The organism is Mesorhizobium sp. B2-5-3, from assembly GCF_006441005.1.
In the GTDB taxonomy this organism is placed as follows: Bacteria; Pseudomonadota; Alphaproteobacteria; order Rhizobiales; family Rhizobiaceae; genus Mesorhizobium.
The window spans coordinates 323,525-349,898 of record NZ_VFUS01000002.1; the positions used below are offsets into that span (position 1 = coordinate 323,525).

General features: G+C 64.2%; 25 protein-coding genes. 12 read left to right on the plus strand and 13 right to left on the minus strand.

Annotated features, from left to right (window positions below):
• Positions 1 to 10: 10 nt before the first annotated feature.
• From FJ867_RS06180 to FJ867_RS06205, 6 genes are all read right to left on the minus strand, one after another.
• Positions 11 to 1,153 carry a Gfo/Idh/MocA family oxidoreductase gene (locus tag FJ867_RS06180; RefSeq protein ID WP_140500277.1) on the minus strand — a complete coding sequence of 381 codons (1,143 nt, stop codon included), beginning with the start codon at positions 1,151 to 1,153 and terminating at the stop codon, positions 11 to 13.
• An 11-nt stretch (positions 1,154 to 1,164) separates the two neighbouring features.
• On the minus strand, positions 1,165 to 1,911 hold the full coding sequence (locus tag FJ867_RS06185) for a sugar phosphate isomerase/epimerase (protein ID WP_140624426.1): 747 nt from the start codon (positions 1,909 to 1,911) through the stop codon (positions 1,165 to 1,167).
• Between the two features lie 39 nt (positions 1,912 to 1,950).
• Positions 1,951 to 3,051 (minus strand): sn-glycerol-3-phosphate ABC transporter ATP-binding protein UgpC, encoded by a 1,101-nt coding sequence (gene ugpC / locus FJ867_RS06190; RefSeq protein WP_181168322.1) that lies wholly within the window; start codon positions 3,049 to 3,051, stop codon positions 1,951 to 1,953.
• On the minus strand, positions 3,051 to 3,986 hold the full coding sequence (locus FJ867_RS06195) for a carbohydrate ABC transporter permease (RefSeq protein ID WP_140657266.1): 936 nt from the start codon (positions 3,984 to 3,986) through the stop codon (positions 3,051 to 3,053). The genes ugpC and FJ867_RS06195 overlap by 1 nt, the downstream gene beginning before the upstream one ends.
• On the minus strand, positions 3,979 to 4,872 hold the full coding sequence (locus tag FJ867_RS06200; protein WP_140500283.1) for a sugar ABC transporter permease: 894 nt from the start codon (positions 4,870 to 4,872) through the stop codon (positions 3,979 to 3,981). The genes FJ867_RS06195 and FJ867_RS06200 overlap by 8 nt, the downstream gene beginning before the upstream one ends.
• 99 nt (positions 4,873 to 4,971) lie before the next feature.
• On the minus strand, positions 4,972 to 6,210 hold the full coding sequence (locus FJ867_RS06205; RefSeq protein ID WP_140500285.1) for an ABC transporter substrate-binding protein: 1,239 nt from the start codon (positions 6,208 to 6,210) through the stop codon (positions 4,972 to 4,974).
• Positions 6,211 to 6,613: 403 nt separating this feature from the next.
• Here FJ867_RS06205 and FJ867_RS06210 point away from each other — a divergent pair, with 403 nt between their 5' ends.
• On the plus strand, positions 6,614 to 7,657 hold the full coding sequence (locus tag FJ867_RS06210) for a LacI family transcriptional regulator (protein WP_140513778.1): 1,044 nt from the start codon (positions 6,614 to 6,616) through the stop codon (positions 7,655 to 7,657).
• Positions 7,658 to 7,759: 102 nt separating this feature from the next.
• Here the strand turns inward: FJ867_RS06210 and gndA are convergent, their stop codons facing one another.
• From gndA to FJ867_RS06240, 6 genes are all read right to left on the minus strand, one after another.
• A complete protein-coding gene (gene gndA, locus FJ867_RS06215; protein WP_281405950.1) occupies positions 7,760 to 9,208 on the minus strand; it encodes an NADP-dependent phosphogluconate dehydrogenase in 1,449 nt (482 codons plus the stop codon).
• A gap of 115 nt (positions 9,209 to 9,323) precedes the next feature.
• A complete protein-coding gene (locus FJ867_RS06220) occupies positions 9,324 to 10,958 on the minus strand; it encodes a copper resistance CopC/CopD family protein (RefSeq protein ID WP_140816801.1) in 1,635 nt (544 codons plus the stop codon).
• Positions 10,959 to 11,011: 53 nt separating this feature from the next.
• Positions 11,012 to 11,530 (minus strand): YcnI family protein, encoded by a 519-nt coding sequence (locus FJ867_RS06225; RefSeq protein WP_140816803.1) that lies wholly within the window; start codon positions 11,528 to 11,530, stop codon positions 11,012 to 11,014.
• A 34-nt stretch (positions 11,531 to 11,564) separates the two neighbouring features.
• Positions 11,565 to 12,107, minus strand: coding sequence for a copper chaperone PCu(A)C (locus FJ867_RS06230; RefSeq protein ID WP_140816805.1), 543 nt, complete (start codon positions 12,105 to 12,107; stop codon positions 11,565 to 11,567).
• Positions 12,108 to 12,209: 102 nt separating this feature from the next.
• Positions 12,210 to 12,566 carry a DUF2946 family protein gene (locus tag FJ867_RS06235; RefSeq protein WP_140500463.1) on the minus strand — a complete coding sequence of 119 codons (357 nt, stop codon included), beginning with the start codon at positions 12,564 to 12,566 and terminating at the stop codon, positions 12,210 to 12,212.
• 138 nt (positions 12,567 to 12,704) lie between these two features.
• A complete protein-coding gene (locus FJ867_RS06240; RefSeq protein ID WP_140500297.1) occupies positions 12,705 to 13,607 on the minus strand; it encodes a GntR family transcriptional regulator in 903 nt (300 codons plus the stop codon).
• A gap of 251 nt (positions 13,608 to 13,858) precedes the next feature.
• On the opposite strand from FJ867_RS06240, the gene FJ867_RS06245 reads away from it, so the two are divergent.
• From FJ867_RS06245 to FJ867_RS06270, 6 genes are all read left to right on the plus strand, one after another.
• A complete protein-coding gene (locus FJ867_RS06245) occupies positions 13,859 to 15,364 on the plus strand; it encodes an altronate dehydratase family protein (protein ID WP_140500299.1) in 1,506 nt (501 codons plus the stop codon).
• A gap of 112 nt (positions 15,365 to 15,476) precedes the next feature.
• Complete coding sequence (locus FJ867_RS06250; RefSeq protein ID WP_140500301.1) at positions 15,477 to 16,475, plus strand: aldo/keto reductase; 999 nt, start codon at positions 15,477 to 15,479, stop codon at positions 16,473 to 16,475.
• 327 nt (positions 16,476 to 16,802) lie between these two features.
• Positions 16,803 to 17,798 (plus strand): ABC transporter substrate-binding protein, encoded by a 996-nt coding sequence (locus FJ867_RS06255; RefSeq protein ID WP_140513786.1) that lies wholly within the window; start codon positions 16,803 to 16,805, stop codon positions 17,796 to 17,798.
• 61 nt (positions 17,799 to 17,859) lie between these two features.
• Positions 17,860 to 19,413, plus strand: a complete 1,554-nt coding sequence (locus FJ867_RS06260; RefSeq protein ID WP_140816807.1) for a sugar ABC transporter ATP-binding protein — start codon at positions 17,860 to 17,862, stop codon at positions 19,411 to 19,413.
• Positions 19,410 to 20,378: an ABC transporter permease gene (locus tag FJ867_RS06265; protein WP_140500307.1), complete on the plus strand. Its 969-nt coding sequence runs from the start codon at positions 19,410 to 19,412 to the stop codon at positions 20,376 to 20,378. Before FJ867_RS06260 ends, FJ867_RS06265 begins: the two co-directional genes overlap by 4 nt.
• A gap of 61 nt (positions 20,379 to 20,439) precedes the next feature.
• On the plus strand, positions 20,440 to 21,459 hold the full coding sequence (locus tag FJ867_RS06270) for a zinc-binding alcohol dehydrogenase family protein (RefSeq protein WP_140816809.1): 1,020 nt from the start codon (positions 20,440 to 20,442) through the stop codon (positions 21,457 to 21,459).
• A 119-nt stretch (positions 21,460 to 21,578) separates the two neighbouring features.
• On the opposite strand, the gene phnF is transcribed toward FJ867_RS06270, so the two are convergent.
• On the minus strand, positions 21,579 to 22,328 hold the full coding sequence (phnF, locus tag FJ867_RS06275; protein ID WP_140513789.1) for a phosphonate metabolism transcriptional regulator PhnF: 750 nt from the start codon (positions 22,326 to 22,328) through the stop codon (positions 21,579 to 21,581).
• Positions 22,329 to 22,444: 116 nt separating this feature from the next.
• Between phnF and phnG the strand changes: the two genes are divergently transcribed.
• Genes phnG through phnK form a run of 5 tightly spaced genes read left to right on the plus strand, consistent with a single transcriptional unit; the run spans position 22,445 to position 26,367 of the window.
• Entirely contained in the window at positions 22,445 to 22,906 is a 462-nt protein-coding gene (gene phnG, locus FJ867_RS06280) for a phosphonate C-P lyase system protein PhnG (RefSeq protein ID WP_140816810.1), read from the plus strand.
• Positions 22,906 to 23,517 carry a phosphonate C-P lyase system protein PhnH gene (gene phnH / locus FJ867_RS06285; protein WP_140816812.1) on the plus strand — a complete coding sequence of 204 codons (612 nt, stop codon included), beginning with the start codon at positions 22,906 to 22,908 and terminating at the stop codon, positions 23,515 to 23,517. The genes phnG and phnH overlap by 1 nt, the downstream gene beginning before the upstream one ends.
• Positions 23,518 to 23,519: 2 nt before the next feature.
• Positions 23,520 to 24,632 carry a carbon-phosphorus lyase complex subunit PhnI gene (locus FJ867_RS06290; RefSeq protein WP_140816814.1) on the plus strand — a complete coding sequence of 371 codons (1,113 nt, stop codon included), beginning with the start codon at positions 23,520 to 23,522 and terminating at the stop codon, positions 24,630 to 24,632.
• Positions 24,629 to 25,594, plus strand: coding sequence for an alpha-D-ribose 1-methylphosphonate 5-phosphate C-P-lyase PhnJ (locus FJ867_RS06295; RefSeq protein WP_246675020.1), 966 nt, complete (start codon positions 24,629 to 24,631; stop codon positions 25,592 to 25,594). The genes FJ867_RS06290 and FJ867_RS06295 overlap by 4 nt, the downstream gene beginning before the upstream one ends.
• Positions 25,591 to 26,367 carry a phosphonate C-P lyase system protein PhnK gene (gene phnK / locus FJ867_RS06300; RefSeq protein WP_140816816.1) on the plus strand — a complete coding sequence of 259 codons (777 nt, stop codon included), beginning with the start codon at positions 25,591 to 25,593 and terminating at the stop codon, positions 26,365 to 26,367. Before FJ867_RS06295 ends, phnK begins: the two co-directional genes overlap by 4 nt.
• Positions 26,368 to 26,374 lie beyond the last annotated feature (7 nt).

The following is a 26,374-nucleotide window of genomic DNA, read 5'->3' on the forward strand; positions in this document are numbered from 1 at the left end:
AATCCGCGCTCTAGCTCTTCTTCGCCATCAGCGCCTTGGCTTCCTTGATGCCGAGCGCGGCTGGACGTTCGCAGGTGGTCTGCATGGCGACGAACTTGCCGGTTTCCCCCGAGCGCAGGATTCCCGTCATGACGTCGACGGCGTGCAGCGCCAGCTCCATCGAGCAGCGGTGCGGCCTGCCCTCGGAGATCGCAATCGCCATGTCGGCGAGACCGGCGGTGCGATAATTGGCCATCATGCCCTGTGAATGCATCTCATTGGGCACGCCGAACGGATGCTGCCATTTCGGCAGCTTCTTGACCGGCTTGGCCGCTTCAGTGAAGCGCACGTCGCCGCCGAAGAAGTTCGGATCCGGCACGAACACACTTCCCATCTCGCCATAGAGCTCCATCGGCGCATGGCCATGGCTCCAAACGTCCCAGCTGGTGTTGAGCGTGATCACGGCTCCATTCTCGAACTCCAGCAGGCCGTGGATGGTGGTCGGCGTGTTGACCGGGATCCTTTCGCCCGCGCGCGGCTTCGAACTGATCGTGCGTTCCTTGGCCGGGGTTGTGGCGAAGGCCGCCACCTGCTTCACCGGTCCGATCAGCTGGATCAGATTGGTGATGTAGTACGGCCCGATGTCGAGCACGGGGCCGGCGCCCGGCTGGAAGAAGAAGTCCGGATTGGGGTGCCAGTGCTCCATGCCGTGCCCCATGACATGGCAGGTGCCGCTGGTGATCCTGCCGAGCTTGCCGGTATCGATCAGGTTGCGCACCAACTGATGCGCGCCGCCGAAGAAGGTGTCGGGTGCCGAGCCGATGCGAAGTCCCTTCTTCTCCGCCCGCTTCTTCAAGTCGAGCCCCTCCTTGACCGAAAGCACGAAGGGCTTTTCCGAATAGACATGCTTGCCCGCGTCGAGCACCTGTTTCGACACTTCGTAGTGCACGGCCGGAATGGTCAGGTTGACGATGATGTCGATGTCGTCGGCCTTGAGCAGGTCCTCGACCGTCTCGGCGCGCAGCTTGAACTCCTTCGCCCGCGCTTTCGCGGCGTCCATGTTGATATCGGCGCAAGCCCGCATCTTGATGCCGCGAAACAGCGGCGCCAGCGAGAAATATGCCTTCGAGATGTTGCCGCAGCCGATGACGCCGACGCCAAGTTTGTTTGCCATGATGCTTGTTCCTAATAGGCCTTTACGGTTGCGATCGAACGGCGGGCGAAGCGCTCGATGTCATTGGGATTGTCCTGTTCCATGACGAAGTATTTGGCCGCGCTCTTGGCCCGCAGCGCCTCGATCAGGCCGGCCCAGTCGATCGTGCCGTGGCCGACATCCGACCAGCCGTCCTCGTCCAGCCCCTCGCCCGGCCTTGCCATGTCCTTGACGTGGACGGCAACGATGCGCTTGCCGTGCTGTTCGATCCAGGGCAGCGGATCGGCGCCGCCGCGCACCACCCAGGCGACATCCATCTCCCAGCCGATGTCGGGCGCGGAAGCCAGGATGTGAGCCTGTGGCAGCGAGCCGTCGGCGAGCTTCTTGAACTCGAAATCATGATTGTGCCAGGCAAAGCCGTAGCCGGCCTTCTTCGCCGTCTCGCCGACCTTGGCCAGGCGCTCGCCGAAGCCGCGCCAGCCGGCAGCGTCCGAAGGCCTGGACTCAGGCATGAGGTAGGGGCAGATCAAAAGCTTGATGCCGAGCGCTTCAGCTATCCTGCGCACGCCGTCGAAATCCTTCTCCAGTGCGTCGATCGAAAAATGCCCGGTCGGCATGGCAAGGCCGTTTTTATCGAGTTCGGCCCGGAAGGCCTTGGGATCGTCATAGACGCCGCCGAAGCCTTCGACCTCTGTGTAGCCGAGCTTGCCGAGCATCTCGAGCACGCTTTCCCAGGGCTGAAAATTGCGTGCGCTGTAAAGTTGGAATGACCAGTTCATCGTCTTTGTCCGTTCTGCTTGGGGGATGGTTATCGGGCTTTAGATGCGGCTGCCGGTTTGGGCATCGAAGAGCGAGGCGCGCATCGGGTCGAAGCCCACCGTCACCGCCTCATCGTTTTTGGGGGTCCGTTCCGAGGTGACCCGGACGCTGAAATTCTGCTTTGCAAGCTTCAGCCACACCAGCGTGTCGGACCCCATCGGTTCGACCACCTCGACATTGGCCGCCGTCGAGAATGGCCAGCCCGTGCCGCTGTTCAGGCTGACATGCTCGGGCCTGATGCCGAACACGGCAGGGCCGGCTTCCGGTTGCTTGTCGAAATGATAGGTGCCGAGTGGAACCTTGAGATTGTCGGCCACGAAAAACCAGTTGCCAGCGTCTTTCTCGAGCCTGCCGTCAATGAAGTTCATCGCCGGCGAACCGAGGAAGCCGGCGACGAAGCGGTTGACCGGTTTGTTATAGATGGTCTGCGGCGCGTCGAGTTGTTGGATGACGCCGCCGCGCATGACCGCGATACGGTCGGCCAGCGTCATCGCCTCGATCTGGTCATGCGTGACGTAGATCATGGTGTTCTGCAATTTGCGGTGCAAAAGCTTGATCTCGACGCGCAGTTCGGAGCGCAGCTTGGCGTCCAGGTTCGACAGTGGCTCGTCGAACAGGAACACGTCGACGTCGCGCACCAGCGCGCGCCCGATCGCCACGCGTTGGCGCTGGCCGCCGGAGAGCGCCGCAGGCTTGCGCTGCAACAGCGGCTCGATCTGCAGGATCTCGGCGGCGCGCGCTATGCGCCTCGCGATCTCGTCCTTGGGCACGCCCGCGACGCGCAGCCCGAACGACAAGTTCTTCTCCACCGTCATCTGCGGATAGAGTGCGTAGGACTGGAACACCATGCCGATGCCGCGGTCCTTGGGCTCTTCCCAGGTGACGTTCTTGCCCTTGATGAAGATGCGGCCGTCCGAAATGTCGAGCAGTCCGGCGATGCAGTTGAGCAAGGTCGACTTGCCGCAACCCGAGGGTCCGAGCAGCACTATGAACTCGCCCTCGGCGACGTCGAGGTTGAGCGTCTGCAGCACCGAGACCAAGCCGAAGTTCAGCGACAGGTCCTGGATCGAAACGCTGGTGCCGTTTGCCGCCATCGACATCACCCTTTCACCGCGCCGGCGGCAATGCCGCGCACGAACAATTTGCCGGAAATAAAGTAGACGACCAGCGGCACCAGCCCGGTTAGGATGGTGGCGGCCATGTTGACATTGTATTCCTTCACCCCCTGCACCGAGTTGACGATGTTGTTGAGCTGCACCGTCATCGGATAGGTGTCGGGGCGCGTATAGACGACGCCGAACAGGAAGTCGTTCCAGATGCCGGTCACCTGCAGGATGACGGCGACGACGAAGATCGGCAGCGACATCGGCAACATGATGCGCAGATAAATGCCCCAGAAGCCGGCGCCATCGACGCGCGCAGCCCTGAACAGTTCCTCCGGCATGGAGGTGAAATAGTTGCGGAACAAGAGCGTCAGGATTGGCATGCCGAAAATGGAATGCACGATCACCAGGCCGCTCAGGCTGCCATAGAGGCCGATCTCGCGCAGGATGATGACGATCGGATAGATCATCACCTGATAGGGGATGAAGGCCCCGACGATCAGGATGACGAAGAACGTGTCGGCGCCCTTGAAGCGCCAATTGGCCAGCGCGTAGCCGTTCACCGAGGCGATTGCGATCGACAGGATCACCGAGGGGACGGTGATGCGCACCGAGTTCCAGAAGCCGCGAGAGAGACCGTCGCAGTTGAGACCGGTGCAGGCCTGCGACCATGCCTTGACCCACGGCTCGAACGTGATCTCGACCGGCGGCGAGAAGATGTTGCCGAGACGAATTTCCGGCATGCCCTTGAGCGAGGTGACAACCATCACGTAGAGCGGCAGCAGGTAATAGAGCGCCACCACGATGAGCGTGCCGTACAGGAAGATGTTGCGGCGCGACAACATGTGCCGGGGCTTCGGTCCGCTCGGCCCCGAGGCATCGGCGCGAATGGCGGCGGGGGACGCGGCCAGGGAGACGGCATGATCAGACACGCTTGCGGCCCCCGAATTCGAGATAGGCCCACGGCACGATGACGATCATCACCGACAAGAGCATCATGGTCGAGGCGGCAAAACCCTGGCCGAGGTTCTGGGCGAAGAACATGTAGTCGTAGACATATTTGGCTGGCACTTCAGAGGAAATGCCGGGACCGCCGCTGGTCTGCGCGACGACGAGGTCGTAGACCTTGACGATGCCCGACGCGATGATCACCAGCGTGGTTATGAAGACCGGTCGCATCATCGGGATGATGATGAAGAGATAGGTCTTCCAGGTGGGGATGCCGTCCACCCGCGCGGCCTTCCAGATGTCCTCGTCGATGCCGCGCAGGCCGGCCAGCATCAGGCACATGATCAGCCCGGTGCCTTGCCACAGCGCGGCGATCAATATGCCGTAGATGACGATGCTCGAATTGTAGAGCGGATCGAAATTGAAGCTCGTCCAGCCGAGGTCGCGAACCACTCCCTGAATGCCGAAATCGGGATTGAGCAGCCATTGCCAGACGAGGCCGGTGACGATGAAGGAAAGCGCGAAGGGATAGAGAAAGATGGTGCGGAACGTGTCCTCGAAACGGATCTTCTGGTCGAGCAGGGCGGCGAGCAGGAAGCCGATTACCAGCGAGAAGACGAGCGACAGCACGCCGTAGATCAAGAGATTCTCGATCGAGACGAGCCAGCGCGGCGTCGCCCACAGCCGGTAGTACTGGTCGAGCCCGACGAAATGCAGCCGCGGCAGAAGCTTCGAATTGGTGAAGGAATAAAGCACCGTCCAGGCTGTGCCGCCGACGAACACCACCAGCGCGGTGAGGATCATCGGGATCGAGGCGACCTTCGCATTGAGGTTGCGGAAGAGTTGGCTCGGGCGTTCGCTCTTGCTCATCGGTGCAGCCATGCTGGATCGGGTAAGGGCGGCAAGGTCAGCACGCCTCGCTCCCGGCCCTGCGGTGGCCGGGTCGGGAGCGAGACGGCTCGTCGGCGGTCAATCGGCCGAGGCGATGATGTCGGCGAAGCGCTTCTGCGCCTCTTCGAGCGTCATGTCGGGCTTGGCGAAGAACTCCGAGAACAGGTCCTCCTTCTGCTTCTGGCTGTCCTGCGAGAGCAGTTGGTCCGTCCAGGGCATGACAGCGCCCTTGGCCAGGATGTCGAGGCCCTTCTTCATGCAATCATTGGCCGCGTTGAGGTCGACGTCGCCGCGCACCGGCAGCGAGCCTTTCTTGAGATTGAAGGCGACCTGGGTCTTGGGATCGAGCAAGGTCTCGGCCAGCACTTCCTGCGCCTTGGACTTGTCGGGGTCCTTGAGCAGCGGGAAGTAGAAGGCGTCGCCGCCGGTGGCGATGACCTCGTTCAGGCCAAGCCCGGGAAGGCAGGTATAGTCCTTGCCGGCGGTCTTGCCGGCGACCTGGAATTCGCCCTGCGCCCAGTCGCCCATGATCTGGCCGCCGGCCTTGCCGGTGATGACCATGTTGGTCGCCTGGTTCCAGTCCTGGACATTGGTGTTCTTGGCCATCTTGCGCGCATCGTCGGCCGCCTTGAAGACCTTGGCGACTTCGGGACCGGCGGCGAACGTCGCATCCTTGTCCTTGTAGACCTTGAGGAAGGTGTCGGTGCCGCCCACTGCGGCGAGCAGTACGTCGAAGGCGCCCGATGCCTGCCAGGCCTGCCCGCCGACCGCGAGCGGGACGATGCCGGCCTTTTCCAGCGCCGGGGCGGCGGCGACATATTCGTTCCAGTTCTTCGGCACCGGCACGCCCGCCTTCTCGAAGGCCGCGTTCGACAGCCACAGCCACTGCCAGGAGTGAATATTGACCGGCACGCAATAGATCTTGCCGTCGATGGTACAACCGTCGAGCAGGCTCTTCGGCCGCACGACCTCGGTCCACTTGCCCTTGGTGGCGACATCGGTGAGGTCGCGCATCAGGCCTGCCTGCACCAGCTCTTCCGCCTGCCGGCCGTGATTGAACTGGGTGGCACCCATCGGGTCGCCGCCGGTGATGCGGCTGATCATGATCGGCCGCGCCGTGCCGCCGGACCCGGCGATGGCGCCGTCGACCCAGTGGTTGCCGGTTGCGTCGAAGGCCTTGGCGAGTTCGGCGACCGCCGCGGCCTCGCCGCCGGATGTCCACCAATGGGTGACTTCCAGATCGGTTGCGGCCGCCGGCCCGGCAAAATTCAACGCCACCGTCGCCGCAAGCGCGGCGGTCAGGAATTTGTATCGCATTTCGGTTTCCTCCCAGAATCTGAAACGTTACAGGTTTTCGATACGGCAATTGCAAGATATGCGCAACCCTTCCCTTGAAAGTCAGTTCGATATTTTTCGAGCCGCGAACAAAATCCTTTCGGGATGGAGCCCGTTGTGCAGCGCAATACGCAAAATCCCACATGGCAAGACAGAAAGCTCGCAAGAAGCTTGCTCCCAATGCCTTTCCTGCTGATTCCCAACGCTTTTCGGCGGCGAGCCCATGCGGACTTTCGACCTCGGCCACAGCCTGGTCGAACACCGGTCGTGACAATCTGTAACGTTTCAGTATAGGCTTGTTCAGCTAAGGAGACGCGCCATGGGAGCGACGGCGGCGATTGCCGGCCTGGCCGGCGGCTGCTAAGCGCCTGACGGGGCGGGACGAATGGACAGACGGCGCACGGACAGCGATGACGAGACGTCGGCCAGGGAGCGGCCGACGCTGAAGACGCTTGCCTTCATGACCGGGCTCGGCGTCACCACCGTGTCGCGGGCGCTGAAGGACGCGCCGGAGATCGGCGCCGAGACCAAGCGCCGCGTCCAACTCGTGGCCAAGCAGATCGGTTACCGGCCGAACCGCGCCGGCGTGCGCCTGCGAACCGGCAAGACCAACGTCATCAGCCTCGTGCTCAACACCGAGCACGAGATCATGAGCTTTGTCTCAGACATCATCTACGGCGTCACCGAAGTCATCGCCGATACGCCCTACCATCTGATCGTCACGCCCTACTCGCGCTCGCAGGATCCGCTGGATCCGGTGCGTTATCTGGTGGAGACCGGCTCCGCCGATGGCGTCATCATTTCGCGCACCCAGCCCAACGATCCAAGGGCCCGCTACATGCTGGAGCGCGGCATACCCTTTGCAACGCACGGCCGCACCGATATGGGGCTCGTGCACCCCTATCATGATTTCGACAATTACGCCTTCGCGGCCGAGGCGGTGCGCCATCTGGCCGGCTTGGGCCGGCGTCGGCTGGCTCTGGTGACGCCGCCGGTCGGCCTGACCTATCACGGCCACACCGTGAACGGCTTTGCCGACGCGCTGAGCGAAGTCGGCGCCTCGGAGGTGCCGTTCAACACCGTTTCGATCGACCACTCGATCGAGCAGATCAGGATGAGGACCGCGCAGCTGATGCGGCGCGACATCAGGCCGGACGGCATCGTCAGCAGCGCCGCGGCCGCCACGCTTGCCATTGTTGCCGGCATCGAGGACGCCGGGTTGAAACTCGGCCGCGACATCGACGTGGTGTCGAAGCAGTCGTCGGAACTGCTGCATCTGTTCCGCCGGGAACTGCTGATCGTCAACGAGAACTTCCGGCTGGCCGGCTCCGAGCTAGCCCGCGCCGTGCTCGGCTGGATCGGCGGCGCGGCGCCCGGCTCGCTGCAGTCACTCAGCGCGCCGGGCGAAGTTGTGGCCTATCGCGGCTGATTGAAGCCCCGCCGCCAGAGCAATTCCCGCGTAGCTTTCCTAAGGCATTGCCCAAAAAACAAAGAGATAGAGCGGTACGCCGTTCCGCGAAACGCTGAACCGCTAGCCGGCGGCGCCGCTCCCCCAGGGTCCATGGAAGGCGCCCTTGTCATCGATACGCTCGAAGCCATGCGCACCGAAGAAATCACGCTGTGCCTGGATCAGGTTCGAGGTCCCGCGGCCCTGGCGATAGCTGTCGAAATAGGCAAGGGCCGAAGACAGCGCCGGCACCGGCGATCCGGCTTCGGAAGCCCTGGCCACGACGCGCCGCAGTGACGGATGCGCCTCCTGCATCATGGTGATGAAGGCCGGCGCCATCAGGAGATTGGTCGAAGCGCCGCCGCGGCCGAAGGCTTCGGCCATGGTGTCGAGCATCTGCGATCGGATGATGCAGCCGGCACGCCAGATCTTGGCGATGGTCGGCATCGGCAGGTTCCAGTTGAACGCCTTCGAAGCGCCGCTCATCACGGCGAAGCCTTGCGCGTAGGCTGATATCTTGCCGGCGAACAGCGCCAGTTCCAGATCCTTGAGCAGGTCTGCCTTGTCGCCCGAAATCCTGGTGACGCCGATGTTGCCATAGGCTTTTTCCGCCGCAAGCCGCTCGTCCTTGATCGATGACAGGACGCGTGCCGCCACCGCCGCCTCGATGGCGGTCGCCGGAATGCCGAGTTGCTGTGCCTCGATAACGGACCATTTGCCGGTACCCTTCTGGCCGGCGCGGTCGAGGATGATGTCGACCACCGGCTTGCCGGTCTTGGGATCATCTGACGCCAGCACCTTGGCGGTGATCTCGATCAGGTAGGAGTTGAGCCGGCCCTTGTTCCAGCCGGCGAATACGGCGCCGATCTCCTTCGGCCCCATGCCCAGGCCGTCGCGCAGGATGCCGTAGATCTCGCCGATCATCTGCATGTCGGCATATTCGATGCCGTTGTGAATGGTCTTGACGAAATGGCCGGCGCCGTCGGTGCCGAGCCAGGCCGCGCATGGCTCGTCCTTGAACTTGGCGGAGATTGCCGTCAGCACCTTCTCGACGCGCTTCCAGGACTCTTCGGTGCCGCCGACCATGATCGACGGCCCGTGGCGCGCACCCTCCTCGCCGCCGGACACGCCCATGCCGATGAAGGTGAGGCCGGAGCCCGCCAGCTCGGAAAAGCGCCGCATCGTGTCGCGGAAATTGGCGTTGCCGGCATCGATGACGATGTCATTATGGGACAGCACGCCGCGCAATGCGGCGATCTGTTCATCGACCGGCTTGCCGGCCAGCACCATGATGATGATCGGACGCGGCGGCCGGATCGCGGCGGCAAGTTCTTCCAGGCTGTAGCAGGGGACAACCATATCCCTGAGCGCGCCGGCATTCTCGACAAAGGCATCCGTACGCGCCTTGGTGCGATTGAAAACAGCGATGCGGTGCCCGTGCTCGGCGATGTTGAGCGCCAGGTTGGAGCCCATCGTGCCAAGGCCGATCAGGCCGATTTCGGCTTTTTCCATGTTTCTTCCCTGCTTTCGGATCTTGTTTGTTCGAGCCCGCGATTGCCCGGGTTTTTGCCAAGATGCATCCTGCCAGGATGATTGACGGGCCTTCAGGCTCGCGTCAACCGCCTCGCCGAATTGTGTTGGACAGCCATCACGGCCTGATGTCTACCGGCGCCTCGATCTTCACCATCTCGAAGTCGGAGACCAGTATGTCGATGCGCGCCGTCCACCGGCCAGGGACCGGGATGACGAGATCGTCGACACGCCAGCTGCCGTCGCCGGGCTTTGTCGCGGCCCGCTTCAGCGGCTCGATGCCGGAGTCCGGCTTCGACAGCACCAGCGTCACCTCCTTGGCGTCGAGCGGCCCGAAATCGCCGGTCATGATGATCATCGAGGCGGCGACCGGCCCGGCATGGCCGGGCGTGATGCTGAGGTCGGCCATCGCCTTCAGCGCGTGGATATGAACCGACACCGGCTGCGCCGCGGCAATCGCCAGCGCCCGTGGCGGCGGCGTGAAGCGCCAGCCGGCGGCAACACCGAAGATGGCGAGTACGATCAGTATTTCGACGCCGATCGAACGGGTGAGCCTGCGCCGCACTTCCGTCGCCCCCGCCTCGGCCATTGCCGTCAACCTCCAGCGGTTGACGGCGGCGAGCGTGAACAGGAAGACCAGCAGCGCAAGCTTGACCAGCAGCAGCCGGCCATAGGCGGTGTTGACCAGCGCTGCGGGTGTTTGCACCTGGATGACGGCCAGCACCACGCCGGCGGCGGCAAGCAAGGCCACCACCGGCATGATAGCGGCGGAGAACCGGCGAAGGAACGTGACGGCTTCGGCATCCTGCCGTTTCAGCGCGAGTCCGAGCGGCGCCAGCGCGCCGGCCCAGAAGGCAATGCCCGCGCCATGCAGGAACACCATCGGCCGCGTCAGCCATTGCGGCTCGGCGGCACTTGCGTGGCCGCTGGCGGCGAGCGCGAGACCCGTTCCGGCCAGGCCGGCGAGCGCGAGGGGCCTGGCGGCCGCGCGCGGCCCGGCCAGCGACAAAAGACCGAGCCCCAGCGCGATCAACGCGATCAACGCCGTCCAGCCGAAGCTGGTACCGAGACCGGCGGTCCAGATGGCCGGCTGCGCCATATGCGAGAGCGGCGCGCCGAGCGCATCCAGCCCTTGCAAGCCAAGCGACAGGGGTGCCGCGACCAGCCCGCACAGGATTGCGGCGGCGACGAAGCGCTGTCCGGCGCGGCCACTCCGCGCCAGCCATGCGAGAGCGAAGGCGCCGCCGACGCCGAGGAACAGGCCGATATAGAGGCAGACCTTGCCGATCCAGATCGCCGAGCGCAATTGCCAGTCGACGGCTTCGGAAACAGCCGGCGGCTGGCTCGCCGCGCCGATGGAAAACAGCAGAGAGCCGCCGACCGGATGACCGTCGGCGGAAATCACTCGCCAGCTCAGCACATGCGTGCCCGATCCAAGTGCCTGCGGATCGTCGATCACGACGGTCTGGTCGCTGAGGCGGAAGGACGTCAGCGGAACGGGCGTGCCGTCGGGCTTCACCAGCGTCAGCACCAGTGGCGAGACCGGTTCGCTGAAAGTCAGCGCGAATTGCGCCGGGGCCTGCGACAGCACGGCGCCGTCGGCCGGATCGGTCTTGATCAGCGCGGCGTGCGCAAAGGCCTGATTTGTCGTGGCCACGGCAATCAGCATGGCCAAGGTCAGCAGCCCTATGGCAGCTCGGCCGATGAGCTTGCCGGTCGCGCGAACCGTCCTGGAAGGGAATATCACCGTCATGTCATTGCCATGAAATGCGGCGCGCTCCTGACAATGGAGCGCATCGCGAGAGCTTACTTTTTCGGCGTGAGCTCGATGCCGGGCGCGGGGTTCTCCAGGGCGTCTTCGTCCTGCCCGGCCGCCGGGATTTCGATCCAGCGGTCGGCGGCGCCACCGCACTCCTGCACCACCGGGAAATAGAGTTTCTGACCCGCCGGGAGGTCTGCCGTCAGCATCGCACGGAAGACGAACTCGTCGTAGAATTCGTCCGGCAGATTGCCGCCGCTCCAATCGACCTCCTTGACGCCGTCGGCCACCGCCTGGCCGTAGAGCTGGTAGGATTTCTCGTACTTGCCCTTCTTGGTCTGCAGCGTCCAGCCGGGCTTCGGCATCGGCTTCACCGCGATCACCCCTTCCGGGATCTGCACGCGCACGGCGGTCGTCGCCTTGCCGTCACAGCCATGCGGCACCCGCAGGATGGCCTTGTAGGCCGAACCGACCGCCGCTTCCTGTGTTTCGAGCGTGACATGCGCAAAGGCGGCACTGGTCCCCAGCGCCAGAAGCGCGCCGGCCGACAGAAGATACTTGTTCATGATGGTCCCTCTGAATTCAATATGGATGGCGCGGTCAATTGGCGTGGTCGTCCATGCCACCGCCCATGCCTTCGACAGCGAACTCGACGTTGACGGCGCCAGCCTTTTCGAAGGTCAGCGTGGCTGCGAATTCTTCGCCCTGCTTGGGTTGCCGCTTCAGGCCGATGAACATCAGGTGATAGCCGCCGGGCGCCAGCGCCACCTTGCCGCCGGCCGGGATTTCCAGGCCTCCCGTCACCGGCCGCATGGTCATGACGCCGTCCTTGACGCCCATTTCATGCAGCTCTGCTTTTTCGGAGACGTCGGAGGAAATCGACAGCAGCCGGTCGGGTGCATTGCCCTTGTTGGTGATGGTGAAATAGCCGCCGGCCACCTTGGCGCCTGTAGGTGTCGCGCGCGACCAGGGATGCTCGATTTCGAGATCGCCGGCCTTGAATTCATGCGCGCAGACGGCCTGGGCACCGAAGAACAAGAGCACAAACGCCAGCACGGCAAGGCCGACACGTTCATTGAAACGGCGCGGGAATTTGGTGCGGCCGCCCGAAGGAGGCGCCGCGATATGAAAAGCTTGGGACATGGTTTGCTCCATGAATAGGGGATCGCGCCGTTGGCCGGTCGCGAACGATTCGTTCTTTGGATGAAAGCACCGGCGGAAGGTTCCGCCGAGCGTACAGCAGGCTCAGGCCGAAAGCGGCGGCGCGCGCGGGTTCGACGGCGACCGCTGGCGCGCGAAATTGAGATGCGTGGCCGCCGGAAAGATGAAAACGACGGCTTCGAACGAAAGCGAGGCCAGCGCAAGCCCGGCATCGGGTGGCGGCGCAAAGGCCGCTGAAACCATGCTGCAGCCCAGCATGCAGCATGCCGGCAGATGCGACGGATGCGGGCCGCCATCGGGAAGCTGGGCAGTGCCCTCGTGGGTGCAGATGACGTTGCCGAAGGCGTCGATTTGCGAGGCGGCCGGTCCGGTGGCGAAGGCGAATGCGCTCAGCGTCGACTGAAGCAGCAGCAGGTAGGCCGCGACAAGCGCGACCGGAATGCTCCACCGTCTCCCCTTTTTGGTCAAATGACTTGCCTGTTCAAACCATCTGCATCTTCAAGCGATCACCGGAAGATGTCTACCACGGCAGCAAGAGACGGAAAATCGGCAAATCGGTGCTGCGGCAACGCGGCGCGATCAGGGCCTCTGTGGATGCCGGCTCTCGGGGATCGAGGTCAGCAGCGTCTGGCGCGCCGACTTCAAATGCTTGCGGCAGGCGGCATCGACCTTGCCCAGGTCGCGTGATTTGAGCGCCGCGATATAGGCCAGATGCTCGCCGATCGCGATTTCGTTGCGCTCGCGCTCCTGCGCCTTGTTCCACTGGTAGTGGTAATGGAAGATCATGGCGATGACATCATAGAAATCGACGATGAAGCGGTTGTGCGAGGCGCGGTGGATCAGCCGATGGAAGCGCTCGTCGAGCTCCGAGAACTCGTTGAAGCGCGTGGCGATGTCACGGGCGAGGCCGCGGTGTTCCTCTTCGAGATTGTCGAGATCGGCCCACACCGCGCTGTCCTGCGGCAGTGCGGTGAACGCCGATGCCGAGCGCAGCTCGAACATCTCGCGGATTTCCGTCAACTCCAGCGCGAAGGCGCGGGTGAAACCCTTCAGCACCCAATGGCTGTTACGGCGCTTCTCGATCAGGCCGAAGCGGGAGAAGCGGATCAGGAACTCGCGCACGCTGGTGGTGCCGACGCCGATCTCGCGCGCCAGTTCGAGCTCGTTGATCTGCATGCCGGCCTCGGCGCCGCCGGCGAGCAGCCTGCGCATGAACGACCGCTCGATGATCTCGGCCAGTGTGTCGGTCTCTTCCTCGGGAAAGAAATCATCGGGGCGCGTTTCACGCAGCACCGTCTTGGCGCGCTTGTTCCAGGCGATCAGTCCGGTTTCTTCCATGCGCGCAAGGATGCTGCGCACCGTGGTGCGGCTGACGCCGAGCAGCGTACCCAGTTCCGGTTCCGAAGGCAGGCTGCGCGTCTCGTCGAGCAGCCTGAGGCACCTGTTATAGGCATCCTTGTAGACGTTGTTGCTCTTCGACATGCCCTGACCCATCGCTGGCCGGCGCTTGCGGCGGCCGGCTTGAAGCGCAATATGACGTTCCTATCACCTTCGAAAGCGGAATCGCTTTGCCGAGGGCTCGCTTACCGGTTGCAGCGCCGCTACTCATCCAGCCGCACAGGAACTGCCGGAAAAAACAATTGACGCAAAACTGTTTTTTCACGATAAAAGACATTAACTCTTAACAAGCGCGTGTCAATCCGCGCCTCCCAGGATCACCCCAGGAAACGCCCGTGAACGCCTCCAACTCAATTCTTCTGTCCCCAGCCGACAATGTCGCGGTCGCCAACGGCCGCATCGAGACCGGCACCGCGCTGCCCGGCGGCGCGCTTGCCGCCGCCGTCATCGAGCCCGGCCACAAGGTGGCGATCAAGCCGATTCCCGCCGGGTCCGCCGTGGTCAAATATGCCCAGGCGATTGGCCGCGCCACGCAGGACATCGCGCCCGGCGAGCATGTCCATTCGCACAATCTGGTGTTCGAGGCCGGCCGCCTGCCGGTGGTGCCGCCAAGCGAGGCCGAGCATGCGACCGAGGCCGACCGCGCCCGCACCTTCATGGGTTATCGCCGCGCCGACGGCCGCGCCGGCACGCGCAACTTCATCGGCATCATCGCCAGCGTCAACTGTTCGGCGACCGTCTGCCACGCCATCGCCGACGCGGCCAACCGCACGCTGCTGCCAAAATATCCCGGCATCGACGGCTTCGTCCCGATCGTCCACGGCCAGGGCTGCGGCATGAGCGCCACCGGCGACGGCATGATGGTGCTGCACCGCACATTGGCCGGCTATGCCCGCCATCCCAATTTCGGCGGCGTGCTGATGGTTGGGCTCGGCTGCGAGGTCAACCAGCTCACGCTGTACGGCCAGAAGGGTGCGGCCGCCGGTAAACGCCATTTCAACATCCAGGATGCCGGCGGGTCGCGCAAATCGGTCGAAAAGGCGATGGGCGTGCTGGCCGAGATCGCCGAGGAAGTCGGCCAGCTCAAGCGCGAACCCATCCCGGTAAGCGAAATCGTCGTCGGCCTGCAATGCGGCGGCTCCGACGGCATGTCGGGCATCACAGCCAATCCTGCTCTAGGTGCCGCGGTCGATATCCTCGCCGGCGTCGGCGGCATCGGTATTCTCTCCGAGACGACGGAAATCTACGGCGCCGAACATCTGCTCGCCTATCGCGCCGCGACGCCCGAGATCGCCAAGAAACTCGACGGCTACGTCAAGTGGTGGGAGGACCACGTCGCCAAGCACGGCGCCTCGATCGACAACAACCCCTCGCCCGGCAACAAGCGCGGCGGCCTCACCACCATCCTGGAGAAATCGCTGGGCGCGGTCGCCAAGGGCGGCCAGACGCCGCTCAACGGCGTCTTCGGCTATGCCGAAAAGGTCACCGGCAGCGGGCTGGTGTTCATGGATACGCCCGGCTATGACCCGGTTTCCGCCACCGGCCAGGTGGCGGGCGGCGCCAACATCATCGTCTTCACCACCGGCCGCGGCTCCTGCTTCGGCTGCCGGCCGACGCCGTCGATCAAGGTCGCCACCAACTCGACCATGTATCATCAGATGGAAGAGGACATGGACGTCAATTGCGGCGTCATCGCCTCCGGCGAGAAGACCATCGCCGGCATGGGCCGCGAGATCTTCGAACTGATCGTCGAGACGGCCTCCGGTCGCAAGACCAAGAGCGAGGATTTCGGCTACGGCGACAACGAGTTCGTGCCCTGGCATCTCGGCGCGACGCTCTAACTCTTTGAAGTCGCGCAGTCCGGAAAGTGGCCGCGAACTTTCCTGGAATGCTGCGGCTTGAGGTCTTGGAATCTGCCGCGCCGGATAATGGCGGGCAACGGGGAGGTTGTGCATGGAAAAACGCCGCATCGGCCAGACGGCGCTCGAGGTCACCGAAGTAAGCTTTGGCGGTGCCGCGATCGGCGGGCTCTACCGCGCCTGTTCGCGCGAGGCGGCGATGGAAACGTTGCAAGGCGCGTGGGAGGCGGGCCTGCGCTATTTCGACACCGCGCCCTTCTATGGTTTCGGCCTGTCGGAGCGGCGTTTCGGCGACTTCCTGCGCTATAAGCCGCGCGATTCCTATGTGCTGTCGACCAAGGTCGGGCGCCTGTTCCGGCCCGTTCCGGAGGATCAGGTTCCCGATCACTCCTATGTCGATCCGCTGCCCTTCGCGCTCGACTACGACTATTCCTATGACGGCATCATGCGCTCGGTCGACTTCAGCTATGCGCGGCTTGGTCTAAACAGGATAGACATCCTGTTTGTGCACGACATCGGCGTGTACACGCATGGCGTCGAGAAGACCAAAATGCACTTTCGCCAGTTGATGGACGGTGGGCTCAAGGCGCTCGAAGAACTGAAAGACTCCGGCGTCATTTCCGCCTACGGGCTCGGCGTCAACGAAGTCCGGATATGTCTCGACGTGATGCGTCGCGCGCCGCTCGATTGTATCCTGCTCGCCAGCCGCTATTCCTTGCTCGATCGCAGCGCCGAAGCCGAACTTTTGCCGCTCTGCCGCGCCCGACAGACTTCGCTGGTCATCGGCGGTGTGTTCAACTCCGGCATATTGGCGACCGGACCGGTGCAGGGCGCCCATTTCGACTACAAGCCCGCCAGCGGTGACGTGCTCGACCGCGTCGGCGCGATGGAGCGGATCGCCGCCGAAGGTGGTTACCCGCTCGCCGCCGCCGCGTTCCAGTTCCCCCTCCAGGAATCCTCGGTCGCCACCGTGCTGACCGGCACCGCCAAGCTGGCGAACCTGACCCGCAATCTCGAACTGCTCGATGTCGACGTGCCTCAGGCGGACTACGCCAGGTACCGCCCTTACACCGTGGTGCAGGAATTGGCATGAAGCCGCCGGCCCGCCCGGGTGAAGGTGCGATCGCGGGGCTTCACGATCCCGCGAACCGGAGAAGGAACGGGCATTCTATATTGACTAATTTATGGAATTAATATTCCATACGTTAGTCACGCGAAACGGAAGCGTCGGGCAGAGAGCAAGGCGCCAGTGCGGTCATGACCGCCAGGCCCAGAGGATGGCACAAACACCGCTTGCATCGACCGGATCGATGCACTATCAAAATAGTGTAACTGTTTTTTATTGATAAAGTTCTGTTTGGCCGCGCCTATCCGAACCGAGCTTCCGTATCGTTCACCGGGCGACTTAGGGAGGAATTCCATGAAATTCGTGACCAGCATTCTTAATCGCCGCGCAGTCATGGCGCTGGCAGCCGCGTCGATGCTTGCCGGCGTCATGCACTCGGCGCCGGTTTCGGCGGCGGACGTGACCATTCCGATCATCGTCAAGGACACCACGTCCTTCTACTGGCAGATCGTCCTGGCCGGGGCCCGCAAGGCCGGCAAGGATCTCGGCGTCAACGTGCCGGAGCTCGGCGCCCAGGCAGAAACTGACGTCAACGGCCAGATCTCGATCCTCGAAAACGCCGTCGCCAGCAATCCGGCGGCGATCGTCATCTCGCCGACCGAGTTCAAGGCGCTCGGCAAGCCGATCGACGAAGCCGCCGCCAAGGTCAAGGTTATCGGCATCGATTCCGGCGCCGACTCCAAGGCCTTCACCTCCTTCCTGACCACCGACAACGTCCAGGGCGGCCGCGTCGCCGCTGACGGGCTCGCAGCGGCCATCGGCGAAGCCAATGGCGGCAAGATCGAGGGCGACGTTGCCCTGATCACCAACACGCCTGGCGCCGGCTCGCTCGAACAGCGCAAGCAGGGCTTCATCGAACAGCTCAAGGCGAAGTATCCAGGCCTGAAGCTGGTCGCCGACAAATATGCCGACGGCCAGGCCACCACCGGCCTCAATATCGCCACCGACCTGATCACGGCCAATCCGAACCTCAAGGGAATTTTCGCTTCCAACCTGATCATGGCGCAGGGCGTCGGGCAGGCTGTCGCCGAAAACAGCCTCGGCGGCAAGCTGGCGCTGGTCGGCTTCGACAGCGACGAGAAGCTGATCAAGTTCCTCAACGACGGCGTCATTTCCGCCCTCGTCGTCCAGGATCCCTACCGGATGGGCTATGACGGCATCAAGACCGCACTTGCCGCCTCCAAGGGCGAAAAGGTCGAGACCAATGTCGACACCGGCGCCAACCTGGTCACCAAGGCCAACATGAAGGATCCCAAGATCGACGCGCTGCTCAACCCGAAGCTCAACTGAGCATCGGCACGCGCAACTGTTTCCGGGGCCTCTGCGCCCCGGAACAACAGGGAGGATTGCCATGACGCCGACCGCGCAGGAACTGCATCCGGCCCCCGTGCTGGAGCCCGGTAGGACCATCCTCGAGCTGCAGGGTCTGGAAAAGCGCTATCCCGGCACGCATGCGCTGAAGCCTGTGACCCTGGCCTTCAAGGCGGGAGAGATCCACGCCATCGTCGGCGAGAACGGTGCCGGCAAGTCGACCCTGATCAAACTTCTGACCGGCGTCATCCCGCGCACCTCCGGAGAGGTTGTGTGGGAAGGCAAGCCGGCTGCCCTGGCGACGCCGCACGAAGCCATGGCGCTCGGCATCAACGCCGTGCACCAGGAAGTCGTGCTCTGCCGCCACCTGACCGTCGCCGCCAACATGTTCCTCGGCGAGGAGAACTCGCGCTTCGGCATCCTCCAGCAACGAGCCATGGTCAGGGAAGCGCAGAAGATCATCGACGGTCTCGGCTTCGACCTGCCGGCGCATGTCGTGCTCGGCGATCTCACCATCGGCCAGCAGCAGCTGATCGCCGCCGCCCGAGCCACCGTGCGCGGCACCAAATTCCTGATTTTCGACGAGCCGACCGCCTATCTCACCCGCAAGGAGGCCGACCAGCTGTTCACGCTGATCCGCCGTCTGAAGGGTGAAGGCGTCACCATCATCTACATCAGCCATCGCATGGAGGAGGTGTTCGAGCTCGCCGACCGCGTCTCGGTGCTGCGTGACGGCACGCTGGTCGGCACCCGCAACATCGCCGAGACCAGTGAGCCGGAGCTGGTCAAGCTGATGATCAACCGCTCGATCGAGCAGATCTATCACAAGGAGCATTTCACGCCGGGCGCCGTCATCGCCGAGGCGCGGAACCTGTCCGGCAAGGGTTTCGAGAATGTCTCTCTGTCGGTGCGCGCGGGCGAGATCGTCGGGCTCTACGGCCTGATCGGAGCCGGCCGCAGCGAATTCGTCACCACCCTCTACGGCCGCCACCGCAAATCGGCCGGCCAGGTGTTGTGGGAAGGCAAGGAGGTGCAGGTCAACTCCGAGCACGACGCCATCAAGCTCGGCATGGCGCTGGCACCGGAAAGCCGCCGCGACCAGGGCCTGTGCCTCAACCTGCCGGTTGCATTGAATCTCAACCTGCCGATCTACAAGCGCATATCGAAAAATCTGCTGATCTCGTCTGCGCAGGAGAAGGCCGAGGCGGACCGGCAGATCGCCGACCTCAGGATCAAGACGCCGACGCGCGGCGCGCTGGCCTCCAGCCTGTCGGGCGGCAACCAGCAGAAGATCGTCATCGGCAAGTGGCTGGCGCACGGCGCCAAACTGTTCATCTTCGACGAGCCGACGGTCGGCGTCGATGTAGGCACCAAGGCCGAGATCTACCGGCTGTTCAGTGTGCTGTTGTCCAAGGGCGCGGGCATCATCCTGATCTCGTCCTATCTGCCTGAGGTCTACGAACTGGCTGACACGCTGCATGTGTTCAGGCGCGGCAAGCTGGTGGCCACGCATGGTTTCCGCACCGCCGATCACGAGGACATTCTGAGCCAGGCCCTGGCCGAGAAACAAGAAAAGACGGGAGGACAGACATGAGCACCGAGGCGATCCCTGCCGAAAAGCCGAAGCGCAACTACAATGCCCTGTTCGGGCTGACGCTGCTTGGCCTGCTGCTTCTGATGTGGGTCATCCTGGCGGTCGCCACGCCGTCCTTCGCTTCGGCGCTCAATATCACCAACCTGCTGCGCCAGGGTTCTCTGATCGCCATCCTGGCCGTCGGCCAGACCTTCGTCATCATCACCGGCGGCATCGACCTTTCCGTCGGCGCCATCGTCGGCTTCGCCACCGTCATCGTCGCGCTGCTGATCAATGCCGGCTGGCCGGTCTGGATCGCGGTTCTGGCGACGCTGCTGGTGGGGGTCGCCATCGGCCTGTTCCACGGTTTCGGCATCGTCAGGATGGGCCTGCCGCCCTTCATCATCACGCTGGCGACCATGACCTCGCTGCGCGGCATCGGTCTCCTGATGACCAATGGCAATTCGATATCGATCAACAGCGACGCGTTCCAGGCGTTTTCGCGCGGCTCGCTGCTGGGGATCCCCTATCTGTTCTGGATGGTAATCGTGGTTGCCCTGCCCTCCTACGTCTTCCTGCACCACACGCGATGGGGACGCTATCTCTTCTCCGTCGGCTCGAACGCGGAAGCCGCGCGCCTCTCCGGCGTCAACGTGCCGCGCACGATCTACATGGCCTATGTGCTGTCCGGCCTGTGCGCGGCCTTCGTCGGCGTGCTGCTCGCGTCCCGCATCGGCATCGGCAATCCGACGCAGGGCGACACCTACGAGCTGCAAGCCATCGCCTCGTCGGTGATCGGCGGCACGTCGTTGTTCGGCGCTATCGGTTCGGTGCACGGGCCGCTGATCGGCTCGTTCATCCTCTCCACCATCAACAACGGCGCCAACCTGCTCAACGTCAACACGTTCTGGCAGCGCGTCATCACCGGCATGTTGATCATCGTCATCGTCTACTTCGACGGCCTGCGCCGCCGAGGTGGCAAGTAAAATCGATCGCCGGCCGGGTCGAAAATCGGCCGACGATTCCATGAACCGACTGGATTGAAGCATGAAAGCCGTTGTCTGCCGTTCGCCCGGCGACCTTGTCGTGGAAGACCGTCCCGCGGCTGGCTCGCCGCCTCCCGGCTGGGCGCTGGTGGCGGTCAGCCATGTCGGCATCTGCGGCACCGACTACCACATCTTCGAGGGCAAGCATCCCTTCCTCGCCTACCCCCGCATCATGGGCCATGAAGTGTCGGGGACCATCGTCGAGGCGGGCGAAGGCGTTGGTCTTGCCACGGGCGAGCCGGTCATCCTCAATCCCTATCTGGCGTGCGGCAAATGCATCGCCTGCCGGCACGGTAAACCCAATTGCTGTGTCCGGATCGAAGTGCTCGGCGTGCATCGCGACGGCGCCATGTGCGAACAGATCCTTATCCCGGAACAAAACCTCTATCCAGCCAACGGCCTGTCGTTGGCCGATGCCGCGGCCGTCGAATTCCTGGCCATCGGCGCCCATGCGGTGCGGCGCTCGCGTGCCGATCCCGGCGCACGGACGCTCGTCATCGGCGCCGGACCGATCGGGCTCGGCACCGCCATCTTCGCCCGCATCGCCGGGCTCGACGTGACGCTGCTCGACATGAGCAGCGAAAGGCTCGGCTTCGCCGCCAATGAACTCGGCTTCAAGACCCTCGACGGGTCGCGCGGCGCGGCATCCGATCTGGTCAGCGAAGCGACATCAGGCGAAGGCTTCGACGTGGTCTTCGACGCCACCGGCAACACCGGCTCGGTGCAGTCGGCCTTCGCTCATGTCGCGCATGGCGGGACATTGGTGCTGGTCAGCGTCGTCAAGGACGACATCGCCTTTTCCGACCCCGAATTCCACAAGCGCGAGATGACGCTTGTCGGCAGCCGCAATGCCTTGCGGGCCGATTTCGACCACGTCGCCGCCTCGATCCGCGATGGCGCCGTGCCGCTGGCCAAGCTCGTCACCCACCGCACCACGCTTGCCGACACGCCACGTGACCTCGCCCGCTGGGCGCATGAGAAATCCGGCCTGATCAAGGCCGTGATCGAGGTGGGGGCATAAGATGGCAGGCGGTGAACCCGGCCTGAGTTGACGACGCCCCGCGCAGGTCGACCCCCAAACGCCAAGCCGCTGACAACCGAGCTGGTCTGGTACCAGCGTTAGTATAAGGCCGACACGCCCTACAGCGCCGACAGTTTCAGCTCCACCCGCTCCGCCGGGAAGCGCGCCTCGGCGAATTGGATCGGCCGGCCGTCCGGCGTCATGTTGACGGCCACCGTGACCAGCACGATGCCGCCCGGCTGCAGATCGAGGTCGGCAAGGTCGGAAGCATCGGCGTGACGCGCCGACAGCACCGTCGATTGCCTGAGATAATCGTCTATGCCGAAACGCTTGAGCGATGCGGTGATCGACCCGGTCTCGGCCATGGCCACATCGATGCCGGCGAAGCGCCTGGCGTCGAACCAGCCGGAAGCGCGCGACACCGGCTTCCCATCGGCCTCGCCGCGCGTCTCCAGGCGAATCACATCCGATCCCCTGGCAACGCCCAGGGCTTCGGCGACGCGCCGGCTGGCGGGCTCGACCGATGAGGCCAGGAGCACGATGTGCCGCTCCGACGCCTGGCCCTGCAAGCCGGTTGAAAATCGCGTGCGCGCGCCGATCGGATAGGACAGCCGCTTGCGCGACAGCACGAAAGTGCCGCGCCCCTGCTCGGCCCGCAGTACCCCGTCTTGCACGAGCGCCGCGATGGCGCTGCGCACCGTGTGACGGTTGACGCCATAGCGCTCGGCCAGCGCCACCTCCGGCGGCAGCGCGGCATTCTCGGCGAAATCGCCGGCAGCGATCGATTGCAGGATTCGGTCGGCGATCTGGCGCCACAACGAGACGCCGCTGCGCCGCTCGATACCGTCAGCCACGTGTTTTCCGTTCACGGTTTCGCCCCTGGCCGGCCCCTGTCACGCACCCGTCATGGACTCGCGTTAGGTAATGGGTATAATTCGTATGGTTGTCTATATCAATAGACAAATTAGAAGCAAGGATGTTGCTCATGCGAGGACAGGAAGCGCGCGACCAGGCCGAACGCAAGGCGGCCATGGCAACCCTGGCGCAGTCCAGCGGCGACGACATCGTTCGCCTCTGGAACGAATCCGGCCTGCCTGCCGAGGCCGAACTGCTGCGCGGTCCCGAGACCGGCCTGGTTACCATGCGCGGCCGCATCGGCGGCGGCGGCGCGCCGTTCAATGTCGGCGAGGCCACCGTGACCCGCGCCACAGTGCGCCTGCCGTCCGGACAGGTCGGCCATTGCTATGCGCTCGGCCGCGACAAGCAGAAGGCGAAGCTGGCGGCCATCGCCGACGCGCTGTGGCAGGACCCCGCCCACCGAGAGGCGGTCGAAGCGGGCCTTCTCGCGCCGCTGCGGGCTGCCTTGACCACGGCACGAGAAAGGCGCCGCGCCGAAACGGCGGCAACGAAGGTGGATTTCTTCACCATGGTTCGCGGAGAAGATTGATGGATATCGCAGCGCAATCGATCGAGGGCGGGTTCGCCGATCCGGTGTTCAACGCCCAGACGGTGTTTCGCGCCGTCACGGACGCAATGGCGCGGCCGGGCAGCGTGCAACCCTTGCCGGCCCTGGCCCGCCCGCCGGCGCCGCTTTCGGCGACATCGGGCGCGGTTGCGCTGGCATTGTGCGACAATGACACGCCGCTCTGGCTCGACCCGGCCCTGCATGCCTCGGCAGCGGTCATGTCCTGGCTCGGCTTTCACAGCGGTGCGCCGCTGGCCAACACCCCGGCCGACGCGCATTTCGCGTTTGTGGCCTCGCCGGCCGAGATGATGGCGCTCGACGGTTTCTCGCAAGGCACGCAGGACTATCCCGACCGCTCGACCACATTGATCCTGCAGGTCGGCGATCTCACGTCAGGCACGCCGCTGCTGCTCGAAGGTCCTGGCATCGAGAAGACGGCGACGATCGCGCCGGCCCGCATGCCGCGTCATTTCATCGAGCAGTGGAAGCAGAACATCAACCGCTTTCCGCGCGGCGTCGACATCATCCTGGCGGCACATGACAGCCTCGCCTGCCTGCCGCGTACGACACGCATCAAGACGACGGAGGCCTAGCGATGTATGTTGCGGTAAAAGGCGGCGAAGCCGCGATCGCCAACGCCCACAGCCTGCTCGCTGACCGTCGGCGCGGTGACCGCTCGGTACCGGCACTGCGCCTCGACCAGATCGTCGAACAGCTGGCGCTCGGCGTCGACCGGGTGATGAGCGAAGGCTCGCTTTACGATCGCGAACTCGCCGCACTCGCTATCGTGCAGGCGCGCGGCGACATGATCGAGGCGATCTTCCTGGTGCGCGCCTACCGCACCACGCTGCCGCGCTTTGGCTATACAAATGCCATCGACACCGCCACCATGCTGGTCGAACGTCGCGTTTCGGCGACCTACAAGGACCTGCCCGGCGGCCAGTTGCTTGGGCCCACCTTCGACTACACGCACCGGCTGCTCGATCCCGAGCTTGCCGCCGGCGCCGATGTCGCCGCGCCCTTGCAGCGCGAGACGGAAGCGCAGGCGATGCCGCGCGTCTCGGCGATCCTCGCTCGCGAAGGGCTGATCGAGCCGGACGGAGACATGCCGCAGGACCATGTCCCCGGCGACATCACCCGCGAGCCGCTGGAGTTCCCGATGGCCCGCGACATCCGCCTGCAGGCACTGTCGCGCGGCGACGAGGGGTTCCTGCTGGCGCTCGGCTATTCCACGCAGCGCGGTTATGCCCGCAACCATCCCTTCGTCGGCGAGATCCGCATCGGCGAGGTTGAGCTGGAGCTCGACGTGCCCGAACTGCCTTTCGCGGTGCCGCTCGGCACGGTGCGCGTCACCGAATGCCAGATGGTCAATCAGTTCAAGGGCTCGGCAAAGGCACCACCGCAATTCACCCGCGGCTATGGCCTGGTCTTCGGCCAGAGCGAGCGCAAGGCGATGGCCATGGCACTCTGCGACCGCGCTCTTCGCGCAAGCGAACTCGGCGAGGACGTCGTCGCCGCCGCCCAGGACGAGGAATTCGTCATCTCGCATTCCGACAACGTCCAGGCGACCGGCTTCGTCGAACATCTGAAGCTGCCGCATTATGTCGACTTCCAGGCCGAACTCGACCTCGTGCGCCGCATGCGCGCCGAGTACGACGCCCGCGAAAATCCCGGCAAGATTGAAGAGAAGAAAGAGGCCGCGGAATGAACGCGCAACCGACCGACATCGCCAGCTACAACTTCGCTTATCTCGACGAACAGACCAAGCGGATGATCCGCCGCGCGATCCTCAAGGGCATCGCCATTCCCGGCTATCAGGTGCCGTTCGCCTCGCGCGAAATGCCGATGCCCTATGGCTGGGGCACCGGCGGCGTCCAGGTTACCGCTTCGATCATCGGCCCCGACGATGTGCTGAAGGTCATCGACCAGGGCGCCGACGACACCACCAATGCGGTCTCGATCCGCGCCTTCTTCAAGAAGGTCGCCAATGTCGCGGTGACGACCGACACGGCCAGCGCCACCATCATCCAGACCCGACACCGCATTCCCGAACATCCGCTCGCCGCGGGCCAGGTGCTGGTCTATCAGGTGCCGATACCCGAGCCCCTGCGCTTCCTCGAGCCGCGCGAGACCGAAACGCGCAAGATGCATGCGCTGGAGGAATACGGCCTCATGCATGTGAAGCTCTATGAGGACATCGCCAAGCACGGCCGCATCGCCACCACCTATGCCTATCCGGTGAAGGTCGAGGGCCGCTATGTGATGGACCCGTCTCCGACGCCGAAATTCGACAATCCCAAGATGCACCGCTCGCCGGCTTTGCAGCTGTTCGGCGCCGGCCGCGAGAAGCGCATCTATGCGCTGCCGCCCTTCACTGATGTGGTCAGCCTCGACTTCGAGGATCATCCGTTCGAGGTGCAGACCTTCGACCAGCCCTGCGCGCTATGCGGAGCCGAGAACGTCTATCTCGACGAGGTCATCCTCGATGATCACGGCGGCCACATGTTCGTCTGCTCCGACACCGACCACTGCGAGAAGCGGCGCAGCGCCCCTACCTCCTCCTTGTGGGGAGGTCGCGCCGAAGGTGGGGGTAGCGACCCATCGGCAGCCCCCACCCCGGCGCTGCGCGCCGACCCTCCCCACAAGGGGGAGGGTAAGGAGATACAATGACCGAAGAACCCTTGCTGCGCGTTTCGGCGCTCTCCAAATTCTACGGCTCGCGCGTCGGCTGCGACAACGTCACCTTCGATCTGTGGCCGGGCGAAGTCTTGGCTGTCGTGGGCGAATCCGGCTCCGGCAAGACGACTTTGCTCAACTGCCTGTCGACACGACTGTTGCCCTCATCCGGCACCGCCAGCTACCGCATGCGCGACGGCCAGTTCCGCGAACTCTACCGCATGAGCGAGGCCGAGCGCCGCTTCCTGATGCGCACCGACTGGGGCTTTGTCCACCAGAATCCGGCCGACGGCTTGCGCATGACGGTGTCGGCCGGCGCCAATGTCGGCGAGCGGCTGATGGCGGTGGGCGACCGCCACTACGGCAAGATCCGCGCCACCGCCGTTGACTGGCTGTCGCGCGTCGAGATCGAGGAAGACCGCATCGACGACGAGCCGCGCGCCTTTTCCGGCGGCATGCGCCAGCGCCTGCAGATTGCCCGCAACCTCGTCACCGGCCCGCGGCTGGTGTTCATGGATGAACCGACAGGCGGCCTCGACGTCTCGGTGCAGGCGCGCCTGCTCGACCTGCTGCGCGGCCTCGTCACCGATCTCGGCCTCGCCGCCATCGTCGTCACCCATGACCTCGCGGTGGCGCGGCTTTTGTCGCAGCGCATGATGGTGATGAAGGACGGCCGCGTCGTCGAAAGCGGCCTCACCGACCGCGTGCTCGATGACCCGCGCGCGCCCTATACGCAATTGCTTGTTTCTTCGATTCTGCAGGTCTGACGATGGC